The organism is Paenibacillus radicis (ex Xue et al. 2023), from assembly GCF_024722015.1.
In the GTDB taxonomy this organism is placed as follows: Bacteria; Bacillota; Bacilli; order Paenibacillales; family NBRC-103111; genus Paenibacillus_S.
This window is the reverse complement of sequence record NZ_JANQBD010000019.1, coordinates 93,978-111,690: the sequence shown is the minus strand read 5'-3', so window position 1 is coordinate 111,690 and position 17,713 is coordinate 93,978. Positions and strand designations below refer to the sequence as shown.

At 47.9% G+C, this 17,713-nt stretch carries 18 protein-coding genes; 6 read left to right on the top strand and 12 right to left on the bottom strand.

Translation table 11 applies throughout. The annotated features are described in order from the left end of the window. Nucleotides 1-40: 40 nt before the first annotated feature. The 4 genes from NV381_RS24415 to NV381_RS24400 form a co-directional block, all read right to left on the bottom strand. On the bottom strand, nucleotides 41-1,651 hold the full coding sequence (locus NV381_RS24415; protein WP_258215970.1) for a gamma-glutamyltransferase family protein: 1,611 nt from the start codon (nucleotides 1,649-1,651) through the stop codon (nucleotides 41-43). Nucleotides 1,652-2,343: 692 nt separating this feature from the next. Beyond that, entirely contained in the window at nucleotides 2,344-2,757 is a 414-nt protein-coding gene (locus tag NV381_RS24410; protein WP_258215902.1) for an HIT family protein, read from the bottom strand. A gap of 23 nt (nucleotides 2,758-2,780) precedes the next feature. Next, entirely contained in the window at nucleotides 2,781-3,542 is a 762-nt protein-coding gene (locus NV381_RS24405; protein ID WP_258215901.1) for an MOSC domain-containing protein, read from the bottom strand. Between the two features lie 175 nt (nucleotides 3,543-3,717). Continuing rightward, on the bottom strand, nucleotides 3,718-4,224 hold the full coding sequence (locus NV381_RS24400) for a DUF3189 family protein (RefSeq protein WP_258215900.1): 507 nt from the start codon (nucleotides 4,222-4,224) through the stop codon (nucleotides 3,718-3,720). Between the two features lie 226 nt (nucleotides 4,225-4,450). Here NV381_RS24400 and NV381_RS24395 point away from each other — a divergent pair, with 226 nt between their 5' ends. Then, the gene (locus NV381_RS24395) at nucleotides 4,451-4,657 is read left to right on the top strand and encodes a DUF1657 domain-containing protein (protein WP_258215899.1); all 207 of its coding nucleotides are present in this window, start codon (nucleotides 4,451-4,453) and stop codon (nucleotides 4,655-4,657) included. A 30-nt stretch (nucleotides 4,658-4,687) separates the two neighbouring features. After that, on the top strand, nucleotides 4,688-4,906 hold the full coding sequence (locus tag NV381_RS24390; RefSeq protein ID WP_258215898.1) for a hypothetical protein: 219 nt from the start codon (nucleotides 4,688-4,690) through the stop codon (nucleotides 4,904-4,906). 72 nt (nucleotides 4,907-4,978) lie between these two features. On the opposite strand, the gene abc-f is transcribed toward NV381_RS24390, so the two are convergent. From abc-f to NV381_RS24370, 4 genes are all read right to left on the bottom strand, one after another. Continuing rightward, a complete protein-coding gene (gene abc-f / locus NV381_RS24385) occupies nucleotides 4,979-6,976 on the bottom strand; it encodes a ribosomal protection-like ABC-F family protein (RefSeq protein WP_258215897.1) in 1,998 nt (665 codons plus the stop codon). A gap of 411 nt (nucleotides 6,977-7,387) precedes the next feature. Next, entirely contained in the window at nucleotides 7,388-8,188 is an 801-nt protein-coding gene (locus NV381_RS24380) for an SDR family NAD(P)-dependent oxidoreductase (protein ID WP_258215896.1), read from the bottom strand. A 15-nt stretch (nucleotides 8,189-8,203) separates the two neighbouring features. Further along, nucleotides 8,204-8,623, bottom strand: coding sequence for a MerR family transcriptional regulator (locus tag NV381_RS24375; RefSeq protein ID WP_258215895.1), 420 nt, complete (start codon nucleotides 8,621-8,623; stop codon nucleotides 8,204-8,206). Nucleotides 8,624-8,643: 20 nt separating this feature from the next. Further along, the gene (locus NV381_RS24370; protein WP_258215894.1) at nucleotides 8,644-9,654 is read right to left on the bottom strand and encodes a medium chain dehydrogenase/reductase family protein; all 1,011 of its coding nucleotides are present in this window, start codon (nucleotides 9,652-9,654) and stop codon (nucleotides 8,644-8,646) included. 179 nt (nucleotides 9,655-9,833) lie between these two features. Between NV381_RS24370 and NV381_RS24365 the strand changes: the two genes are divergently transcribed. Continuing rightward, entirely contained in the window at nucleotides 9,834-10,778 is a 945-nt protein-coding gene (locus NV381_RS24365) for a hypothetical protein (RefSeq protein WP_258215893.1), read from the top strand. Nucleotides 10,779-10,979: 201 nt separating this feature from the next. Here the strand turns inward: NV381_RS24365 and NV381_RS24360 are convergent, their stop codons facing one another. The 4 genes from NV381_RS24360 to NV381_RS24345 all read right to left on the bottom strand — a co-directional run bounded on the left by NV381_RS24360 (nucleotide 10,980) and on the right by NV381_RS24345 (nucleotide 13,505). Further along, a complete protein-coding gene (locus NV381_RS24360) occupies nucleotides 10,980-11,327 on the bottom strand; it encodes a hypothetical protein (RefSeq protein WP_258215892.1) in 348 nt (115 codons plus the stop codon). A gap of 28 nt (nucleotides 11,328-11,355) precedes the next feature. Next, nucleotides 11,356-12,780, bottom strand: a complete 1,425-nt coding sequence (gene aspA / locus NV381_RS24355) for an aspartate ammonia-lyase (protein WP_258215891.1) — start codon at nucleotides 12,778-12,780, stop codon at nucleotides 11,356-11,358. Between the two features lie 30 nt (nucleotides 12,781-12,810). Continuing rightward, on the bottom strand, nucleotides 12,811-13,161 hold the full coding sequence (locus tag NV381_RS24350) for a DMT family transporter (RefSeq protein WP_258215890.1): 351 nt from the start codon (nucleotides 13,159-13,161) through the stop codon (nucleotides 12,811-12,813). A gap of 62 nt (nucleotides 13,162-13,223) precedes the next feature. After that, on the bottom strand, nucleotides 13,224-13,505 hold the full coding sequence (locus NV381_RS24345; RefSeq protein WP_258215889.1) for a DMT family transporter: 282 nt from the start codon (nucleotides 13,503-13,505) through the stop codon (nucleotides 13,224-13,226). Between the two features lie 133 nt (nucleotides 13,506-13,638). Between NV381_RS24345 and NV381_RS24340 the strand changes: the two genes are divergently transcribed. The 3 genes from NV381_RS24340 (at nucleotide 13,639) to NV381_RS24330 (ending at nucleotide 17,693) form a co-directional block, all read left to right on the top strand. After that, nucleotides 13,639-15,690: a Na+/H+ antiporter gene (locus NV381_RS24340; protein ID WP_258215888.1), complete on the top strand. Its 2,052-nt coding sequence runs from the start codon at nucleotides 13,639-13,641 to the stop codon at nucleotides 15,688-15,690. A 116-nt stretch (nucleotides 15,691-15,806) separates the two neighbouring features. Further along, the gene (locus NV381_RS24335; protein WP_258215887.1) at nucleotides 15,807-15,983 is read left to right on the top strand and encodes a hypothetical protein; all 177 of its coding nucleotides are present in this window, start codon (nucleotides 15,807-15,809) and stop codon (nucleotides 15,981-15,983) included. 834 nt (nucleotides 15,984-16,817) lie between these two features. Next, nucleotides 16,818-17,693 (top strand): phosphotransferase enzyme family protein, encoded by an 876-nt coding sequence (locus NV381_RS24330; RefSeq protein WP_258215886.1) that lies wholly within the window; start codon nucleotides 16,818-16,820, stop codon nucleotides 17,691-17,693. Nucleotides 17,694-17,713: the final 20 nt, after the last annotated feature.

Genomic DNA, 17,713 nt, shown 5'->3' with positions numbered 1-17,713 from the left:
ACTTCTTACTCCATGCCTCATAGCAAAGACCGGCTCCAACTTACCATACGGCCACATGTCCATCGGCCCGCGGTTCCGTCCCCCCGGCCAACACGCCGGTATCGGGCTCGCGCCATATAATCTGGCCGCGTCCGAACATCCCGGAATCAAGCGCCCGCTGCACACTATGCCCCTTGCGAGCAAGCGCCTGTGCAAGATGATCGGGAAATTGAGGCTCGACCTCGATCATCTTCTCCCTCAGCCAGCGCCATCTTGGCGCATCAAGCGATGCCTGCGGATTGAGGTGAAAATCAATCGCATTCATGACAACCTGCACATGCGCCTGGGGCTGGATCGAACCGCACATGACGCCGAAGCAGCCGATCGGCTGTTCATCCTTCGTGATGAATCCAGGGATGATCGTATGATACGTTTTTTTGCGGGGAGCGAGCACATTGGGATGCGCCGGGTCCAATGAGAATCCTGCGCCCCGATTCTGCATGCAGATACCTGTTCCAGGGATAACCAGGCCGGAACCGAAATCGCCGGAATGGCTCTGGATGAACGACACCATATTGCCCTCCCCATCTGCTGTCGCCAAATAGACCGTTCCGCCCTTCGGCGGCTCCCCGGCAGTCGGCATCAGCGCTTCCTCGCCGATCAATGATCGTCGCTGTGCCGCGTAAGCCTCAGAGAGCAGCTCTTCCACAGTGACCTCCATGTTTCGCGGGTCCGTAATATAACGCAGCCCGTCCGCATAAGCGAGCTTCACGGCTTCAATCTGCTTATGCAAGGTGGCAGGTGTATCCTTCCCGTCAAAATCCAGTCCCTTGAGGATGTTCAGCGCCATCAGCGCGATCATCCCCTGTCCGTTAGGAGGCATTTCCCAGACGTCGTAACCCCGGTAGTTCACGCTGATGGGCTCCATCCATTCCGGCTGGTATTCAGCCAAATCCTCCTTGGTCAAAAAGCCTCCATGCTGCCGGAAGAACGCATCGATGCGCTCAGCGAGCTCGCCTCGGTAGAACGACTCCGCGTTCGTTTCGGCAATGGATCGCAAAGTTCGCGCATGATCAGGCGAACGCCAGAGCTCACCGCTGCGGGGCGTACGGCCGCCTGGAGCAAATACATCCATCCACGAAGCGAACAGCTTCTCATCGTTCAGAGCACGGATGTTTTCATGCCCGAGCTTCCAGTAGCTGCCGATCGTCGGAGACACGGGAAAACCCTGCTCCGCGTAGTGGATCGCCGGAGCTAACACCTCCGTCAACGGCAAGCGGCCGAACCGCTCCGACAGTGCTACCCACGAAGCAGGCGTTCCGGGAACCGTAACCGGCAGCAAGCCGTAGGTTGGCATTTTGGCATATCCGGCAGCCAGCACCTTGTCAAGCGAAATGGCAGCTGGGGAAGGACCGCTGGCATTCAGCCCGTGCAGCTTGCCCTGCGTCCATACCAACGCGAATGAATCGCCGCCGATGGAGTTCGAGTTCGGCTCGACGACAGTTAGACAAGCTGCCGTCGCAATCGCAGCGTCGATCGCATTCCCTCCCCGCTTGAGCATATCCAGTCCGGCTTCGGCCGCCAACGGCTGGGTCGTGGATACCATCCCCCGACTTGCATAAGTCACCATTCTTCTGGATGAATAAGGATAATACAAGGCATCGTATTGCATCGTCACCGACATCATCTCCCTCATAATTGCGTCGTTGAAATCGGTGATCCCAAGACGGGCCGACCGATTTAATGAACATTATGTGCACTCTTCTTCCACGGTGTCAACTGAAATTGCGAGGCTCACGAACTCCCCTTCAAACCTACTAAAAGGCCTTCTCTAACGGCCTGGGGCTGCAAAAATCGGCCTGTATACCGCTGTCGTTTTTTGCCTTGCAGCACTTTTTGGCATCAAAAATGGGACAATTATTATATGTTGTCGAATTTATAGGTAGCGCTTTCAAAAAGTTCTTAAAAGTTTCACAATTAGTACAAATTTGCGACATCTTGATCCTCCCTCACACCCATGCCCTTTTTTGTTCTACTCTGTACTTTGCATCGATCCTTACTTCCTAACCGGTCTTTGATCTGGCTTCCCACAAGGAATGAGTTCGAGCTTTAGCGGACGTACTCGTTCCGTTATGGCTCGGGAAAGCGCAACAAACAGAGAGATAAAGGAACAACTGCTTCCGTAATCTCTCTGTTTTTGTTCAATAGGTTCCCATTCACTCTAAATAACGGAATTCTGGCTTCCGCTATCGTCTTAAATTGGAAACGGCAAATTCAATAACGGAATTTTCAGTTCCTTTCAGACCTTTAGAGCACCAGTCTCCAAGACCAAACCTTCTGTGAGGCAAAGCTTGTTCAACAGCTTTAATCGTTCATAGCTTTTAACATTCTCTCTTTGGTTTCTTTTAGATGATTCCCCGCATCATGAGGATGTAAAGGTTCACTCCATGAGAAGCCATCCCCTTCAAACCTTGGAATGAGATGCATGTGGTAATGAGTCAGATCATTAAAGCTTCCGCCATTTTGACATATAGTTATTCCGTCCGGTGCAAACACCTTCTTTATTACTTTGGACAGCTTTATCGAAGCATCCATTACAGCATAGGCGGTTTCAGTATCCATCTCTTCGACGTCCAAATAATGCTCTTTCGGTAGAATCAGCAGATGCCCCTCATTGAATGGAGCGATATCCAAAACACAAGCAACAAGTTCATTTTCATAAACCATATTTAAGTTAGGTTCATTGCCATTAGCAATTCTGCAACCGAGGCAACCCACACTCACCACTCCAATTGGATGTATTAGTCAGTCGTATTATGTGAATCCATTAAAAATACCTTCTCACCGACGCTAATTTGTCCTGTCTTTTTTACAGAAGCATATACCCCGAAATTTAAATTCATCTCCTCGTTTACTTTTTTCAACAGAGATTTATCATATTCCAAAGTATCCGGATCGATTGTAATCATTGAACAGCGCTTACAGTACATATCAACCTCCAGCTCCGCATTCCCTATTAATAAACGTTTCCCTATCCAGTTGCTTTCATCAAATGAGTTCTCGCCTAAAGACACCGTAAAGTTGGCTCTAAAACGACGCTTATCCAAATTTTTGCCCCATATATCCTCAAGCTTCCGTAATGAAGCATCTGTAATTATCAATATACTGCCTGTATCCACAGCCAAAAGATCTTCATTACTTGGTTTGTAGTCCAGCATGGACATTTTTGTTTTCGAATAGGCTTGTATCTCTCCTAGCAGCTCTTCATCCCACTTTAAAATCCGGCCATTTGGCGAGATGACATTCACTTGGGGAAACTCCTCTCCAGAGCCATCACCAATTAACTTGGCTTTATAGCTAAGCAGGTCAGGAATTTGTCTGGCCGTAATATATCTGGACCATCCCTCTTTCGTTTCATCGATAAAGGCATAACTGCGGTCACCATATAATCCATAGGTCTCGATTCTCGTTGTCTCCAAGCTCTCTCCAGCAAAAGACTTTATAGGATATCTATTAATTCCCCTTATTTCCCCAATAGATAATAGCGTCGACACTCCCGACATTCGCACACTTCCTTTCCTGTATAAATAGTACCATAAACTGACAAATAGATTAACATTTATCACTGAATTCTGCATGAAGAAACTACCCCAAAGCAGAGCCAGTCCTAGAACTTCAAACAAAAAAAGCCTCCAAAACCACTGTCAAAGTGGGGTTGGAAGCTTACTGACCGCAGCGCTATTTTAAGCCTTTATTTTCTAGCATGACCAACTGTGAAGCAGAAATTTTTGCTGCCTGTTTCGTTTGATGAACCAAGTTAACAATGTCCTTGTAAGCTTGCTTTGCCCCCATCACTAACAACGGAACTCCGATAAAATCAATTTTCAACCAACGCGAAAGCATACCGCCCATCGTCATTGAAAGAGGTACGGTCGGCGAAGTATTCGATAAAATAATTTTCTCATGCAGTACATTTTCATCAAGCAGCATCTGGATTAGATTATAAATACCCGGAATCAGGATTTTGGATCGTCCTCTGCCCATTGTATATACTTGATTCCCCTCTTCATCCGTCCCATGAAAATATAGCTTGCCTCGGTCTTTATACACCAATTTATTGAAATTATGCGAAGCTAATATCTCCGTTTTGGTCGGCTCTCTATTTACATCCAGCTTATTAAGATGGTAGGAGGCTGCCAATACCGTTGTGTGCGTCCCACCAAAATCATTATAAATATAAATCATATTTTTTCCTTCCCTACTATGTAATAGTCTAACTTCAAAATTATGTAGCCTTCAAAGCATAGGGAGCAGGCAGCATGAAAATGTTCTAAGTGAATTTAGTATGCTGTACCCGTCATTTCCATATTCATTCAAAAACTGCTTCCCTTCGCTGGTTTTAATTTTTTCCAGTTTTTTTTTACTAATATGGGATATATTATGTTCGTTACTTAAAGAGGAGGTGAAACCAATGACCGTAGCATCCCAAGTAAAAACATGCGTTGCTTCGTTAAAAAGCGCCCAAGCAAGTCTTGAGCAATTTGCTTTGGAAACTCAAAATCAAGAAGCAAAAACTCTTTTCACTAATGCTTCCCAGCAAACACAACAAATTTTGGAGCAGGTGGAGAGTCGCGTTCAGCAGCTTGAGAACGAGGAACCTCAATATAAGGGATTCTAAAAATTTTTAATCGGATGGGGGAATTTGAATATGGCCCAACAAATCGATACAAACCTGTTGAAAAAAGCAGAAGCATCCTCTTCGATAGCTAAAGATATGATTGCACAAGCGATCGAACAATCGGCTGCAAACCCAACGTTATGTGAAGAAGCTCTAAAAACGGCTTCTGCTGAAATAGCCCAGGCGCAAACGATGGTAAGCCAGGTGTATTCTTCACTTCAAACCGCCGTCCAACAGCCTCAATCCTAGCTGCCAGCTGTATTGAGAACCACAGAATGCAAAAAAAGGATGGCTATTAAGCCATCCTTTTTTTGCATTCCACTAAGCAAGCTCCAGCCACGCCTTGAACAGCGCATCGAGCTGCTCTCGCAGCGCTTCCCGCTCGCGCCACCGCTCCTCCAGCTGCGCCGCATCGCCGCCGCTGTCGCCTAGCTGCTGCAGCTTCGCATCTGCTGCAGCCAGTTCCGCCTCGAGCGCGGCGATTTGCCGCTCGAGCTGCTCGCGCCGCCGCTCAGCGGCCTGCGCGGGAGGCTGCGGCGCAGACGCGCTTCCCACCGCAGCGCCGAGCGCTCCCGCAGCTGCGCCAGTGCGGACCGGCTTGCCTTCGGGCCGGGCTCCGGCGGCTTGCCGCGCACTGCCGGCGGCTGGGCTTCCAGCTTCCGCCTTGTTTCTGGCGGAAGCCTCCTCCTGCTGTCGCTTCTTCGCCCGGTACTCGTCAAAATCGCCGAGGTACGTCGCAAGCTTGCCCTGCTCCAGCTCCCATACCCGTTGTGCCAACCGGTTAATGAAATACCGGTCATGCGAAATAGCTAGCACCGTCCCTGGAAATTCCTCCAGTGCTTCCTCCAGCGCCTCGCGTGAAGCGATATCCAGATGGTTGGTAGGCTCATCGAGCAATAGCAGGTTCGGCTTCTTCAGGACGAGCAGCGCAAGGCGCAATCGTGACCACTCGCCTCCGGATAGCATACTTACCGGCTTAAATACATCTGCGCCATAGAACAAATATTTGGCGAGAATCCCCCTCGCTTCGCCTTCCTCTATGTTTCCTTCCAGCCGGAAGTATTCCAGTGTGGTCTGCTTGCGATCTTGTATCTCCGTCTGCTGGGCAAGGTATCCAACCTCGACACGTGCGCCCAGCTTTATTTCCCCCTTATCCGGTGATTCTTCACCAAGCAGGAGCTTGAACAATGTTGTTTTGCCGGAACCGTTATCGCCCAGCAGCATAACCTTTTCGCCGTATTGAAGGCTTCCTTCGGCACCCGTCAGCACGCTGCGTTCGCCATAAGCCTTGGAGATCCGCTCGAAAGCAACAACCCTGTTCCCTGAGCGATCAAGCGGCGAAAGCTCGAAATCAGCGGTTTTGGGCTCCAACACGGGTCGTTTCACTATCTGCATACGCTCCAGCGCTCTGCGGATAGATGCCGCCCGCTTGAAAAACTTCTCATTCCCTCCGACACGCCCCCATTCCTCAAGCTGGCGAATCGTCTCCTTCATCTTCTTGATGACCTTCTGCTGCTCCTGAAATTGCGCGAACTGCTGCAGCAGTCGTTCTTCCTTTTCTTTCATATGTCCGCTGTAGTTGGAGGTATACGTATGAGCCTCCCCATCCTCGAGCTCAATCATTTTGGATGCCACCCGATCAAGAAAATACCGGTCATGCGATACCACAACGTATGCGCCCGTGTAGCTTTGCAGAAACTGCTCCAGCCATTCAATCCCCTTCAGATCCAGGTGGTTCGTCGGCTCATCAAGCAGCAGCAAGCCCGGACATACAATCAGCTGTGAAGCTAAGGATACCCTCGTCTTCTCACCTCCGGAGAGTGTGCTGAAGCTTTGTGCGTAGACGCTCTTTGATATTTGCAGACCGCCTGCCACCTTGTCTATATTTGCATCGATTTCATAACCGCCGCCACGTTCATAGCGTTCCTGAACAGCTGCGTAGGCTTTCAAAAGCTGTTCAAGCTTCTCGGGACTCGAGGCAGCGTCGGGTTTGGACATTTCTTGCTCCAAATGGGACAATTCCTTCTGAAGCGCTATTAATTCCCGGTAACCGTGGGCAAGCACTTCGTAAACAGTAAGACTCTCGAATTCAGCTGGAATTTGGGGCAAATACCCGACCTGCATATCCTTCTTCAGAGTCAGCATACCCTCATCTACATGCACGTGCCTGGAGATAAGCTGCAGCAGCGTTGATTTACCGCAACCGTTTCGGCCGATTAGACCAATCTTCTCTCCATCGTGAATTTCAAACGTAACCCCGTCCAGTACAAGATGGGCTCCCAAGTATTTTTTTATATGTTGACCGTTAACAATTATCATATAAGATCCTCCCAGAGATGAAGACCCTATCCACAATCCGAACGACAAAAAAAGAGCCGCAGCAGCAAGCCGCGACCCTTCGAATGATACAGCAATCCGTATCGGTTAAGGTAGGCATCTTCTCGCGAATGGTAACAACGTATAGGTATAAACGGACAGACTTCTCCCATTGCAAGAAAAAGCATGAACGAGGCCAGCCATAGCAATCGGCAGCTGGCTAATACGGTTGTTCACCATCTCGTGATTCACCTACCTCACCTCCTTGAAAATAATTACTTTTTACTTTAGCACGAAACATATAGGTATTGCAATCTCTAACCTAAACTAAGCGACCTATAGCTTCCCAAGCTTCCTAAAATGCAGTATAACCGCCGCTGGAATTTCGTATGAAAGGAACTTATTCGTTCTTTTTTAAACACCCGGCTGCTGTCCGCCGTCAATTACAATTTCCGTACCCGTGATCGAAGGAACTCGGTCGGAAACGAGCAGGAGCGCCATCGCCGCTATCTCAGCCGGGTCTACCATATGCCCAAGCGGAATAGCTGCATTCATCTCCGCTTTTTGAGCATCAACGGATACTCCTTTAGCCTCTGCATGCTGCTCAGCCAGCCTTTCAGCCCGCTCTGTAGCCGTAGTTCCCGGGGAAATGGCGTTAATTCTCACATTGGATTTAGCCAGTTCCTTGGAAACCCCTCTCGTGAAGTTAAGCAGCGCCGCGTTGGCGGTACTGCCCGCCAGAAACGCCGGGCCCGGTGTGCGTCCTGCTCCACCGACGATATTAACGATGCGGCCGTCACGCTGATTGATCATATGGGGTGCCGCTTCCTTCACCATTCGGATGTACCCGAGCAGCTTCAAGCTCCATGCATCCATAAACGCCTCCTCCGGCAGCTCGAAAAACGAGCCTGCCTTCGCCGACCCGGCATTATTAATTAATATATCGATGCGGCCAAAACATTCCAAAGCGGTTGCTACCGCTCGCTTCACCGTCTCCGACTCGCGCATATCACCACTTACTGTGACGATGCGCGAAGCATCCCCCGCAGGATGTCCCTCACGAATCGCAGCAGCAGCTTGCAGCATGCGCTCAGCATCCCGCGCCACCATTACGACGGAAGCCCCTTCCTCGAACAGCGCTTTAGAGCAGGCAAACCCAATCCCCGCGCTTGCCCCTGTGACAATCGCTATTTTACCGGCAAGTCCTAAATTCATTTGATTCTCCTCCTTTTAATGGTTAACATTGCTTTGGACTTTCTTGAATGCTTGCTCTTTCAACATATTCGAATAGAACCGGCTTTTTTCCTGCGCGATCTCCTTGACCGTTTCCAGATGCTTAATCTGCTGCTCCAACTGATCGATGTGCCGTGCCAGCATGCTGATTCTATCCTGCAGCGAACCGCTAATGTCTACATCCTGATCGTTAAGGGTAAGGATACAACCGTCCTTTGTAAAAGCTGCGATGCTCTCCAAGCTCATCCCCGTCTGCTTTAACCCATGAATAAACCGAATAAACTGGAGCTCCTGATCATCATAACGCCGCATTCCATCCTGGCGACCCGGTTTGGGAAGAATGCCTATCTTTTCATAATATCTAAGTGTAAAAGCCGTAATCCCCGTCAGTTTCGATATTTCTCCGATAGAGTACATGAGGGGCGTCTCCTTTCTTTTTATAGACCAATCAATACAACTTTCCCAACAGATAATGACTTCTCAAGCAACTGCTGCGCATATGCCGCTTCAGACAACGGAATTCGGTGGGAAATCACCGGATTTATTCGTCCCTGCTCCAGCAATGAGAACAGAACACCCACATCCTCCTTAAACCAATCCGGTCTTTCTTTTCTTAAAGCTGTAATGCTATATAGATAAGCTGGGTTTCCTTGGTCCGTTTGCTTTGTCTCCGATAAAATTGTCCAATCCTTAACCCAATTCTCGCGATTCTCATGCCCCAAAACAGAGGTGTAGCCGTAGCCGACAAACCTACCCTTTGTACCTAAAGTTTGAAACGATCGCTGCCAATTCTGTCCCCCTATAGGATCAAACACTGCATCCATGCCTTGCGGAACCAAATGACCGAGCACCTGGACAAAATCATCATTCCGATAGTCAATTGGCGTTGCACCAAATTGGGAAACACTGTGATGCTTGCTTGCGGAAGCCGTGCCGAACATAATTACATTCGCAACCTTTCCAAGCTCCAGCAGTGCGGATCCCACGCCACCACTTGCGCCATGGATAAGGATGTTCTCCCCTTCGGAAACCTTAGCAATACGGTGAAGCATTTGATAGGCTGTCACATAGTTGAGAATAATCGCAACGGCTTGTGCAGCATCAATAAATTCAGGTACTTTGAATACATCCTCAACCGTTACATATACATACGCTGAATAACCGCCGGTTCCGTTAAAAAAGGCGCCAACCCGCTCACCACGTGAATAGTGTCCGACTCCTTCTCCCAGTTCATCAACAACTCCAACTATATCATACCCCGGTGTGAATGGAGGCGTTGGCGATAGCGGATATACGCCCTCTCTTCTCATAATATCCGCAAGAGCGACTCCAGCACTCTGAACTTTAATGCGAAGCTCCCCTTTATGGGGCATACACAGCGGCTCCTCTATCGTATCAAGAACATCAGCTCCTCCGTACCGGGTTACAACTACGCGCGTATTCAACATAAGCATGTCTCCTCCAACTGGAATATCAGATAATTGCATTTTATAGCTTAGAGTCAACTCTAAGTCAAGTGCAGTTTTTTCTGATTCGTTCAGCTATAATCTAACTATTGGAAACCGAAGTGCGGTGACGACGTAATGAAAATAAGGCTATTTCGAAAAAAGGAAACGGAGGATTATCCATGCCAGACTCATTGCACAGCCGACTGATGGAAGCGAAGGAACGGAAATTCCGCCTTCAAAAGGCGGAACGCCGAAAAGAGGAGCTGCTGAAGGAAACTCGCAAGCAGGAGCGGCTCATCATACAGCTCGAGCTGCAATTGGAATCGGAGCAATTAGATGTGGACAAATTGACACGAATGTCTCTTGCCAACCTGTTTCATACGATTCTTCGAAACAAAGAAGAACAGCTTGAGATGGAGCGTCAACAGGCGTTAGCTGCAGCACTCAAGCTGCAAGAAGCCAAGCAGGCGCTCGAGGGCATGGAAGCCGATTTGGAGCAGGTCGGCAATGATCTCATGGACTACCGCAACGCAGAGCGCGAGTACGAGAAGCTCATGGCTGAGATGGAATCTGTCCTGCGCAGAGAGTCTTCATCCTCGGCCAACATGCTGGCTGAGATGGATGGAAGAATCTCGGATCAGGCCGTTCTTGTCAAAGAAATCTTTGAGGCTTTGACCGCTGGACGACGGGTGCTGGCCTCGCTGGAGGATGCCTCCGCAAGCTTGGAGAAAGCGGAAAATTGGGGGAAATGGGATATGTTGGGCGGCGGTACCATCAGTACACATGTGAAGCACAACCATGTCGACGACGCCAAACAGTATATTCATAATGCAAACCGTCTGCTGCTGAATTTCCGTAACGAGCTGGCCGATTTGAAGCGCAGCGTGGACATCCATATAGAAATAAGCGGACTGCTGAAGATGGCCGATTATTGGTTCGACGGATTGATTACCGACTGGGTCGTCCAAGGCCGCATCCAACATGCACAAGACCAAACGCTTGAGGCAATTCATCATATCCGCACCATCGTTCGCCAGCTCCAAACGGAGCATAGTGCCGCCGAGTCGGCACTGGCAGGAATGAAAACGAAGCGTATCCTGTGGATTGAACAAATCGAGCTCTAATATATAAAAGAATTGGGCTGTTAGAGCGGAGTGAACCGGTCCCAAAGTTCAAACAAAAAAGCCTCCGAAACCGCTTTTCTCTGTCAAAGTGGTTTCGGAGGCTTTTGTTCTATGAATCAATAATAGCAATGGCTCAATAAATCCAAAATTGACTTCCGAAACAGAACAGCAGATCCCCTGCCAAAGCTTAACTGGCTGAAATTAGTTAGTACGGATCGGAGTAGGCTTGGTGCCGAGCGGTATCAACGACTGGTATACTTCACCCTCCAAACGTTCTTTATGCTCAGCTTTTGCTTTTTCAATAATTTCCGGGTTTAGCATGGCCTCAATGGCAGAGGAAGCCATAACCTTACCGGCTAACAGCAAACCCTTGTGGGCAATAGAAGATTCGCCTTGTGCAACCATCTGCCAGCTATGCGGCATTGTTCTGAATGCGCAGGTCATCACATATACTTGTCCAGTAGGCACAAGCCAACTTACATCGCCGACATCTGTAGACACGCATCCATGCCCGTTGCCGCCCTCAATAACGGCTTCTTTGGTAATCACTCCAGCCTTGGCTTAATTCTGACACCAATCAATTTTTATCCAGCAGCACCTTTCCGGCTATTCCCGGCTGAGTCATTTGGTAAGGATCCAAAATAATATCCAGCTCTTCTTCCGTCATCACATTATATAGCAGGCATAACTCACGCAAGGATCGTCCCGTTTCAATAGCTTCACGTGCAATTCTTGCGGCTATTTCATAGCCAAGATGGGGATTCAGCGCCGTAATAACACCAACACTTTTGTCCACATACTCCTTGCATCTCTGTTCATTGGCCTCTATCCCTTCCAAACAGTGAGTATTGAATACTCCAAAGGCCTGATTCATCATGCTTAAAGATTGCAGCAAATTAAAAACCAGCACCGGTTCCATTACGTTTAATTCAAGCTGCCCCGCTTCTGAAGCCAAACAAATCGTATGGTCATTGCCAATCACTTGAAAAGCTACCTGATTGATTACCTCGCACATCACCGGATTGACTTTACCCGGCATAATCGACGAACCAGGCTGACGAGCGGGAAGGCTGATTTCCCCCAAGCCGGCGCGCGGTCCGGAAGCCATTAGACGCAAATCATTTGCCACCTTTGACATATTAATCATACATACCTTCAGAGCGGCAGAAACTTCCGTGTAAGCATCGGTATTTTGAGTAGCATCAGGTAAATGCTCGGCATTTTTTAAAGGCAGCCCGCTAAGGCCAGCTAATATTTCAACGGACCTGACAATATATTGGGGATCGGCATTCAGACCCGTTCCTACTGCGGTGGCCCCCAAATTCACTTCATATAAATGCTCTTTCGTCCGCGTGATCCTTTTTATATCCCTCTCAAGCACCCGGCTGTAAGCTTCAAACTCCTGGCCGAGCCGAATCGGAACCGCATCCTGTAAATGGGTTCTACCCATTTTAATGACTCCGTCGAATTGCTTTGTTTTTCGTAAAAACGTTCCATGTAAATGCTGCAAAGTTACCAACAGCCGTTCAATTAACGATAAGACCGCAATATGAATAGCTGTAGGAAAGCTGTCATTAGTTGATTGGGACATATTAACGTGCGAATTAGGGCTTAGGGAAAAGTAGTCGCCCTTGGCTCCTCCAAGAAGCTCAATAGCCCGATTGGCTATAACCTCGTTTGCGTTCATATTAATGGAAGTTCCTGCACCTCCCTGAATCGGGTCCACGATAAACTGATCATGCCAATGTCCGGAAATCACTTCTCCTGCAGCTTCTACAATGGCGTTACCCAGACGCGGATTTAATTGCTTTATTTCCATATTTGCCAATGCTGCCGACTTTTTGACCATAGCTATAGCTTTAATCAGCTCTTCATGGATTCTGTATCCGGTAATCGGGAAATTTTCCACAGCTCTTAAGGTTTGAATCCCGTAATAAGCACCCTGAGGCACTTCCTTCTCTCCTAAAAAATCTTTCTCTATTCGTACTCCTTCGTTCAACATGTTACTGTCTCCCTTCTGATCGGCTTGCTCTTAAGCCATTTGCTGAATCTTTTTGGGCTTGCCGTTAATGAAAAATATACTGACAGCAATCAGGATTAGTCCTGCAAAGAGCTGAAACGTAAACGATTCCCTTAGAAGAAGCGTTCCGGTTAAAATCGATACAAAAGGAACGAGAAAGGTATAGGAAGCCACCTTGCTCACATCCCCGGAATTAACCAGTGTAAAATAGACTGCCCAGGAAGCCGCAACTCCTAGTATCCCCCCGTAAAGCAATACTGAAACATAGGTCAGATTCCATACGACATCACCCCAACGCTCCCCTATCAAGCCATACCCGTTAACAAACAGCCTCCGATTAAACATTGAAATGCTGCATGACACATAGAATCCACTCGATAGCTTACCTTTTTCACATAAACCGTTCCGAGTCCCCAACCAATAGCTTAACCCAAAGCCAGTGCAATGCCAAGCAATGAAATATACCCATAAAACCCTTGCACGCTGACCACCGTTACCCCCAGAAAGCCGAGCAACAATCCCACGACCTTCAGAATGGACATACGCTCCCCCAGCCACATCCATGCGAAAATAGCTACAAGCACTGGCTGCAAATAAACAATTACCGAGAATAAACCTATGGAGAACAATTTGGCATTCGTATCCACAGTAAATTCGGTTGGGGCACCGCCATCTATATTACTATTCCAATTGATTAATACCATCATCTATAAACCGGCACAACGACCTGCACACTCCATTAACACCAAGGTCGGTGTGTTGGTTTCCATTTTATTTGTCTATAATAGCTTATAGCCCCCAACCATAAATTTACATAGACACAGAACGGAGATTGACAGAATGGAGACCTTTTTAGATATTTTAGTATTGATATCATTAGTCGGTATATCCCAAGTGGTCCATCATTTACTTCCTATTATTCCGGTACCGCTCGTCCAGATTGCCCTCGGTATTATCGTGGTCCTATTGCCAGGTCACATGCATGTACCGCTGGAGCCGGAGTTATTTTTTGTTCTATTCATTGCCCCTCTATTGTTCCAGGACGGACAGCGGACGCCACGTGAGGAATTATGGAGTCTCAAAGGTCCTATTCTCCTTCTGGCCATAGGTCTTGTGTTTGCAACGGTTCTTGTTGGTGGCTACACCATCCACGCCCTGATTCCGACTATTCCGCTCGCGGCAGCCTTTGGACTAGCGGCTATTCTATCTCCAACGGATGTTGTAGCTGTAGGCGCCATAGCATCCAGAATTCATTTGCCCAAGAAAATTCATCGGCTGCTCGAAGGGGAAGGGCTGATGAACGATGCTTCAGGGCTGGTTGCTTTCAAGTTCGCCATCGCAGCTGCAGTGACCGGTGTATTCTCCATCCAAGAAGCTTCAGTCAGCTTTGTTATTGTCTCTGTTGGCGGGCTAATATTTGGCGCTTTCTTATCCCTGGTGTTCATCTGGTTCCGGTCCTTGCTTCGGCGCTTTGGTATGGAGGATGTTACGGTACACATGCTGATACAGATTCTTACACCGTTCGTGCTGTTTCTAATGGCAGAGCATGCCGGGCTTTCAGGAATATTAGCTGCCGTAGCCGGTGGAATTGTCCATGCTGTTGAGCAGGATCGCACACGCTCCTCTTCTCTCGAGCTAAAGGTAGTTTCGGAGAGCACCTGGTCTGTAATCTTGTTTATTTTAAACGGTCTCGTATTTGTCATCCTTGGTCTTCAGATTCCGGATATCGTGCAGCATATATTTGATGATTCCATGTACAGCATCATAAAGGCATTAGGCTACGTGGTAGTCATTTATGTGCTGTTAATTGCGCTGCGCTTTTTATGGCTGTATGTATTCGGTCACTTATCGTGGATGCGACGCAACAAAGAAACAAAACCAACTACGTGGACACCTCTTTTATTACTTTCGGTTTCCGGTGTGCGAGGTGCCGTGACATTGGCCGGAGCCTTCACGATACCGCTGTTTCTGGACAGCGGAGCTCCCTTCCCAGAAAGAAACCTGATTATTTTCTTGGCAGCCGGCGTTATTCTCTTGTCGCTTGTGATGGCCAGTATTACATTGCCTTTATTGATTGCAAAGGAAAGCCCGCAGCCGGATACTTCTTCCGATGATAAGGAAACCACAGCGGAGTCCCGATCCATAGCTGCAGCGCTTGGAGCTGTAAGGCAAGCACAGAATGACGATAGTATTGCAGCTTCTATCGTAATCCATGCTTATGAACTACGATTGGCAGGGCTGATGAACGGAAACTCTGAAGTCCGGATTAACGGTCGTGAGCGTCAGCAGGAATTGGCGTTGCGCAGATTGGGAATTGAGAAAGAAAAGCAGCTGGTCGAGCAATTATTGCAGGAAGGCAGTATCGGGGTTGAAGATGCCAGTAGAATGCAAACCAATCTAAAGAGAGCTCAGCTAGCGCTGACAAGCCCCCTGCATCTATGGTACATACTGTTTTCCATACTATTCAGCAAGCTTGCCGCCACTTTGATCCCGGCCAAACGCGCTGCATTCACCCCCTTATCGGCAGACCATAAAAAGGAAATGATTCGGATAAAAATACAGTCATTAGAGGCAGCAGTTGAAGGAATCCACAAAACCACTTTGGAGAGCCCTGATTCCGCTGCTACTACCACTGCTGCTCGGGTTATTAAGCGATACAACTATATTATCGCTATGCTTCGTGATCAGTTATCCTCTGATCCGGAGAAGCAGCGCTTGAACGAGCAGGTGAAGGAATTGGAAATGATTGCAATCCAGGCAGAGAGAGATGAAATCCAGTCCCTTTTCCAACAAAGGCTTTTAACCAGACAGCAGTACAACAAGCTTCAATTAATGATTAGTATACGGGAAGCGGATAGCATCGAAGAAGGAATGGCTGTGCTGTCCAATTGATTTTTGCATGTTTTTTTCATTGCGCGATCCTGCTGTATATTATATGATAGGAACTGACGTTCTATATCTGGAATGATTTGCGTTGCAAATCCAAAAATATTACAGCAGGTGATACCATGGAATCCAAAAACTTCTACGAAGAGCTAAGAGTAAAGTACCAGGATGAAGACCGCGCCAAGCTCCTCATGCAGCAGCTAAGAACCTACCAAGAGAGCAAGCGGCAACGGAAATGGTGGCAGAAGTTAGATTTGCGCCAGAATATCAAAGTGAAGCCAAAGTCGTGGAATGAATAATGCCTGCTGAGCGGCCAATTCGTTTATTTTATTAAAGGATTGCATATGTCACAGTCTGTATGAGCGATAACCAATGACCAATGGAAAAGGTGCTATCTCTAAAGTCATTTTGGGACAGCCTCTCCACCACTTATCCGGTTGCAAAGAACCCTCCATGCAAATTATCGGGAAAATGTCGGGTTAATTACTCCGAAAATAGCGTTCCAAGCCCTATAGCTGGAATTTCTCATGCTAATTCTGAATATTTTGGCTACTATCATCCATATCAGCTATATTAGCTGTAGTTTTTCCAGTTATATTAGTTTCAAACGATATCCAGGCTGGATTAACGGGAGGATTTCCATCTATTGTCCGGCAGCCGTCCGAAAATCCTAGTTAGTTTCCTCTAGAATGAAAACAACCTTTAATCATCGGTTTTCGCGCCATCACTTAAGCAACACAGAAGGGGCAGCCCCTAGTAGCTAAAGCTACTTTTGGAGCTGTCCCTTCTGTATTTAGATGCATCATTAAAGCAAGCATTTCAATTTACCTCCATACATACTCTCGTTCCCAAAAGCCGGTATATCGTATAACATAGTCAGCCTATCGGACGTTTTTCTCAACCGAATATTACGCATAAACTGGAGCGAGGAAAAATCCAATATAATGATCGTCCCCATTCCCTTTTTATTCCATTTGAAATAAGATAGTCATACACCTCCATATCGTAGCTGAAAGGAAGAGATTAACATAGTCCATATCCCAGCTGTACATACCGTGTTCCACAAAGAGGAGCTGTTCAATACTGTCACTAAGCTTTATAACATTGGAACTCCAATTTCGAGTCGATTTGTTATGAACGGCCTCAACGACACCTATATAGTTGAAACAAACCAGGGGTCGTTCGTTCTGCGCATCTATAAACATCAATGGCGATCCGAATCGGATATCCTCTATGAGCTGGATTTTCTAGTGCATCTGCATCACCATGGAATTCCAGTTTCTACACCGATTCCACGGCTTGACGGCGGATGGTTGACGGAGCTTGAAGCGCCGGAAGGGCTGCGGTACGCGGTATTATTCACATTCGCCCATGGAAAAACGAAAGTCGATGCGCAGACGAGTCGAATATTTGGGCGTTCGGTCGCCCTCCTGCACCGGGCTGCAGACGAATATATGCCTCCGCACAGCCGGTTTTCGCTCGATGCGAAGCATCTGCTGGACGAACCTGTTCAGCATATCCTCCCTTTTTTGCAGCATCGTCCGGATGATTACGCCTTGGTACAAGAAGTGTCCCACCGTTTAAGAGGCTATCTTGATGCGTTGCCTGAGGGTCTGCTCGACTGGGGAGCTTGTCACGGAGATTTGCATGGTTGGAACGTTCATTACACGGATGCCGAAGCGCTGACACATTTCGATCTTGACTGCTGTGGCAGAGGATGGCGCTCCTACGATCTCTCTGTTTTTCTATGGTGCCGGGTCGAATCCCGTACTAAGAAGGAGGAGTTCAAGGATGAATGCTGGGATGCTTTTCTCGATGCGTATATGAAAGAACGCCCTTTACAAGAGACTGATCTTGAAGCGATCCCAGTCTTCGTTGCAGTAAGACAACTATGGCTGATGGGGCTGCATACAGGAAATAGCGCCCTCTGGGGCGCTTGGCAGGATGACAGCTATTTTGACCGAAAGCTCAAGTTTCTTAAAGCTTGGACTAAGGCATATTCGTTATAGCGACAAAAAATCCCCACAAA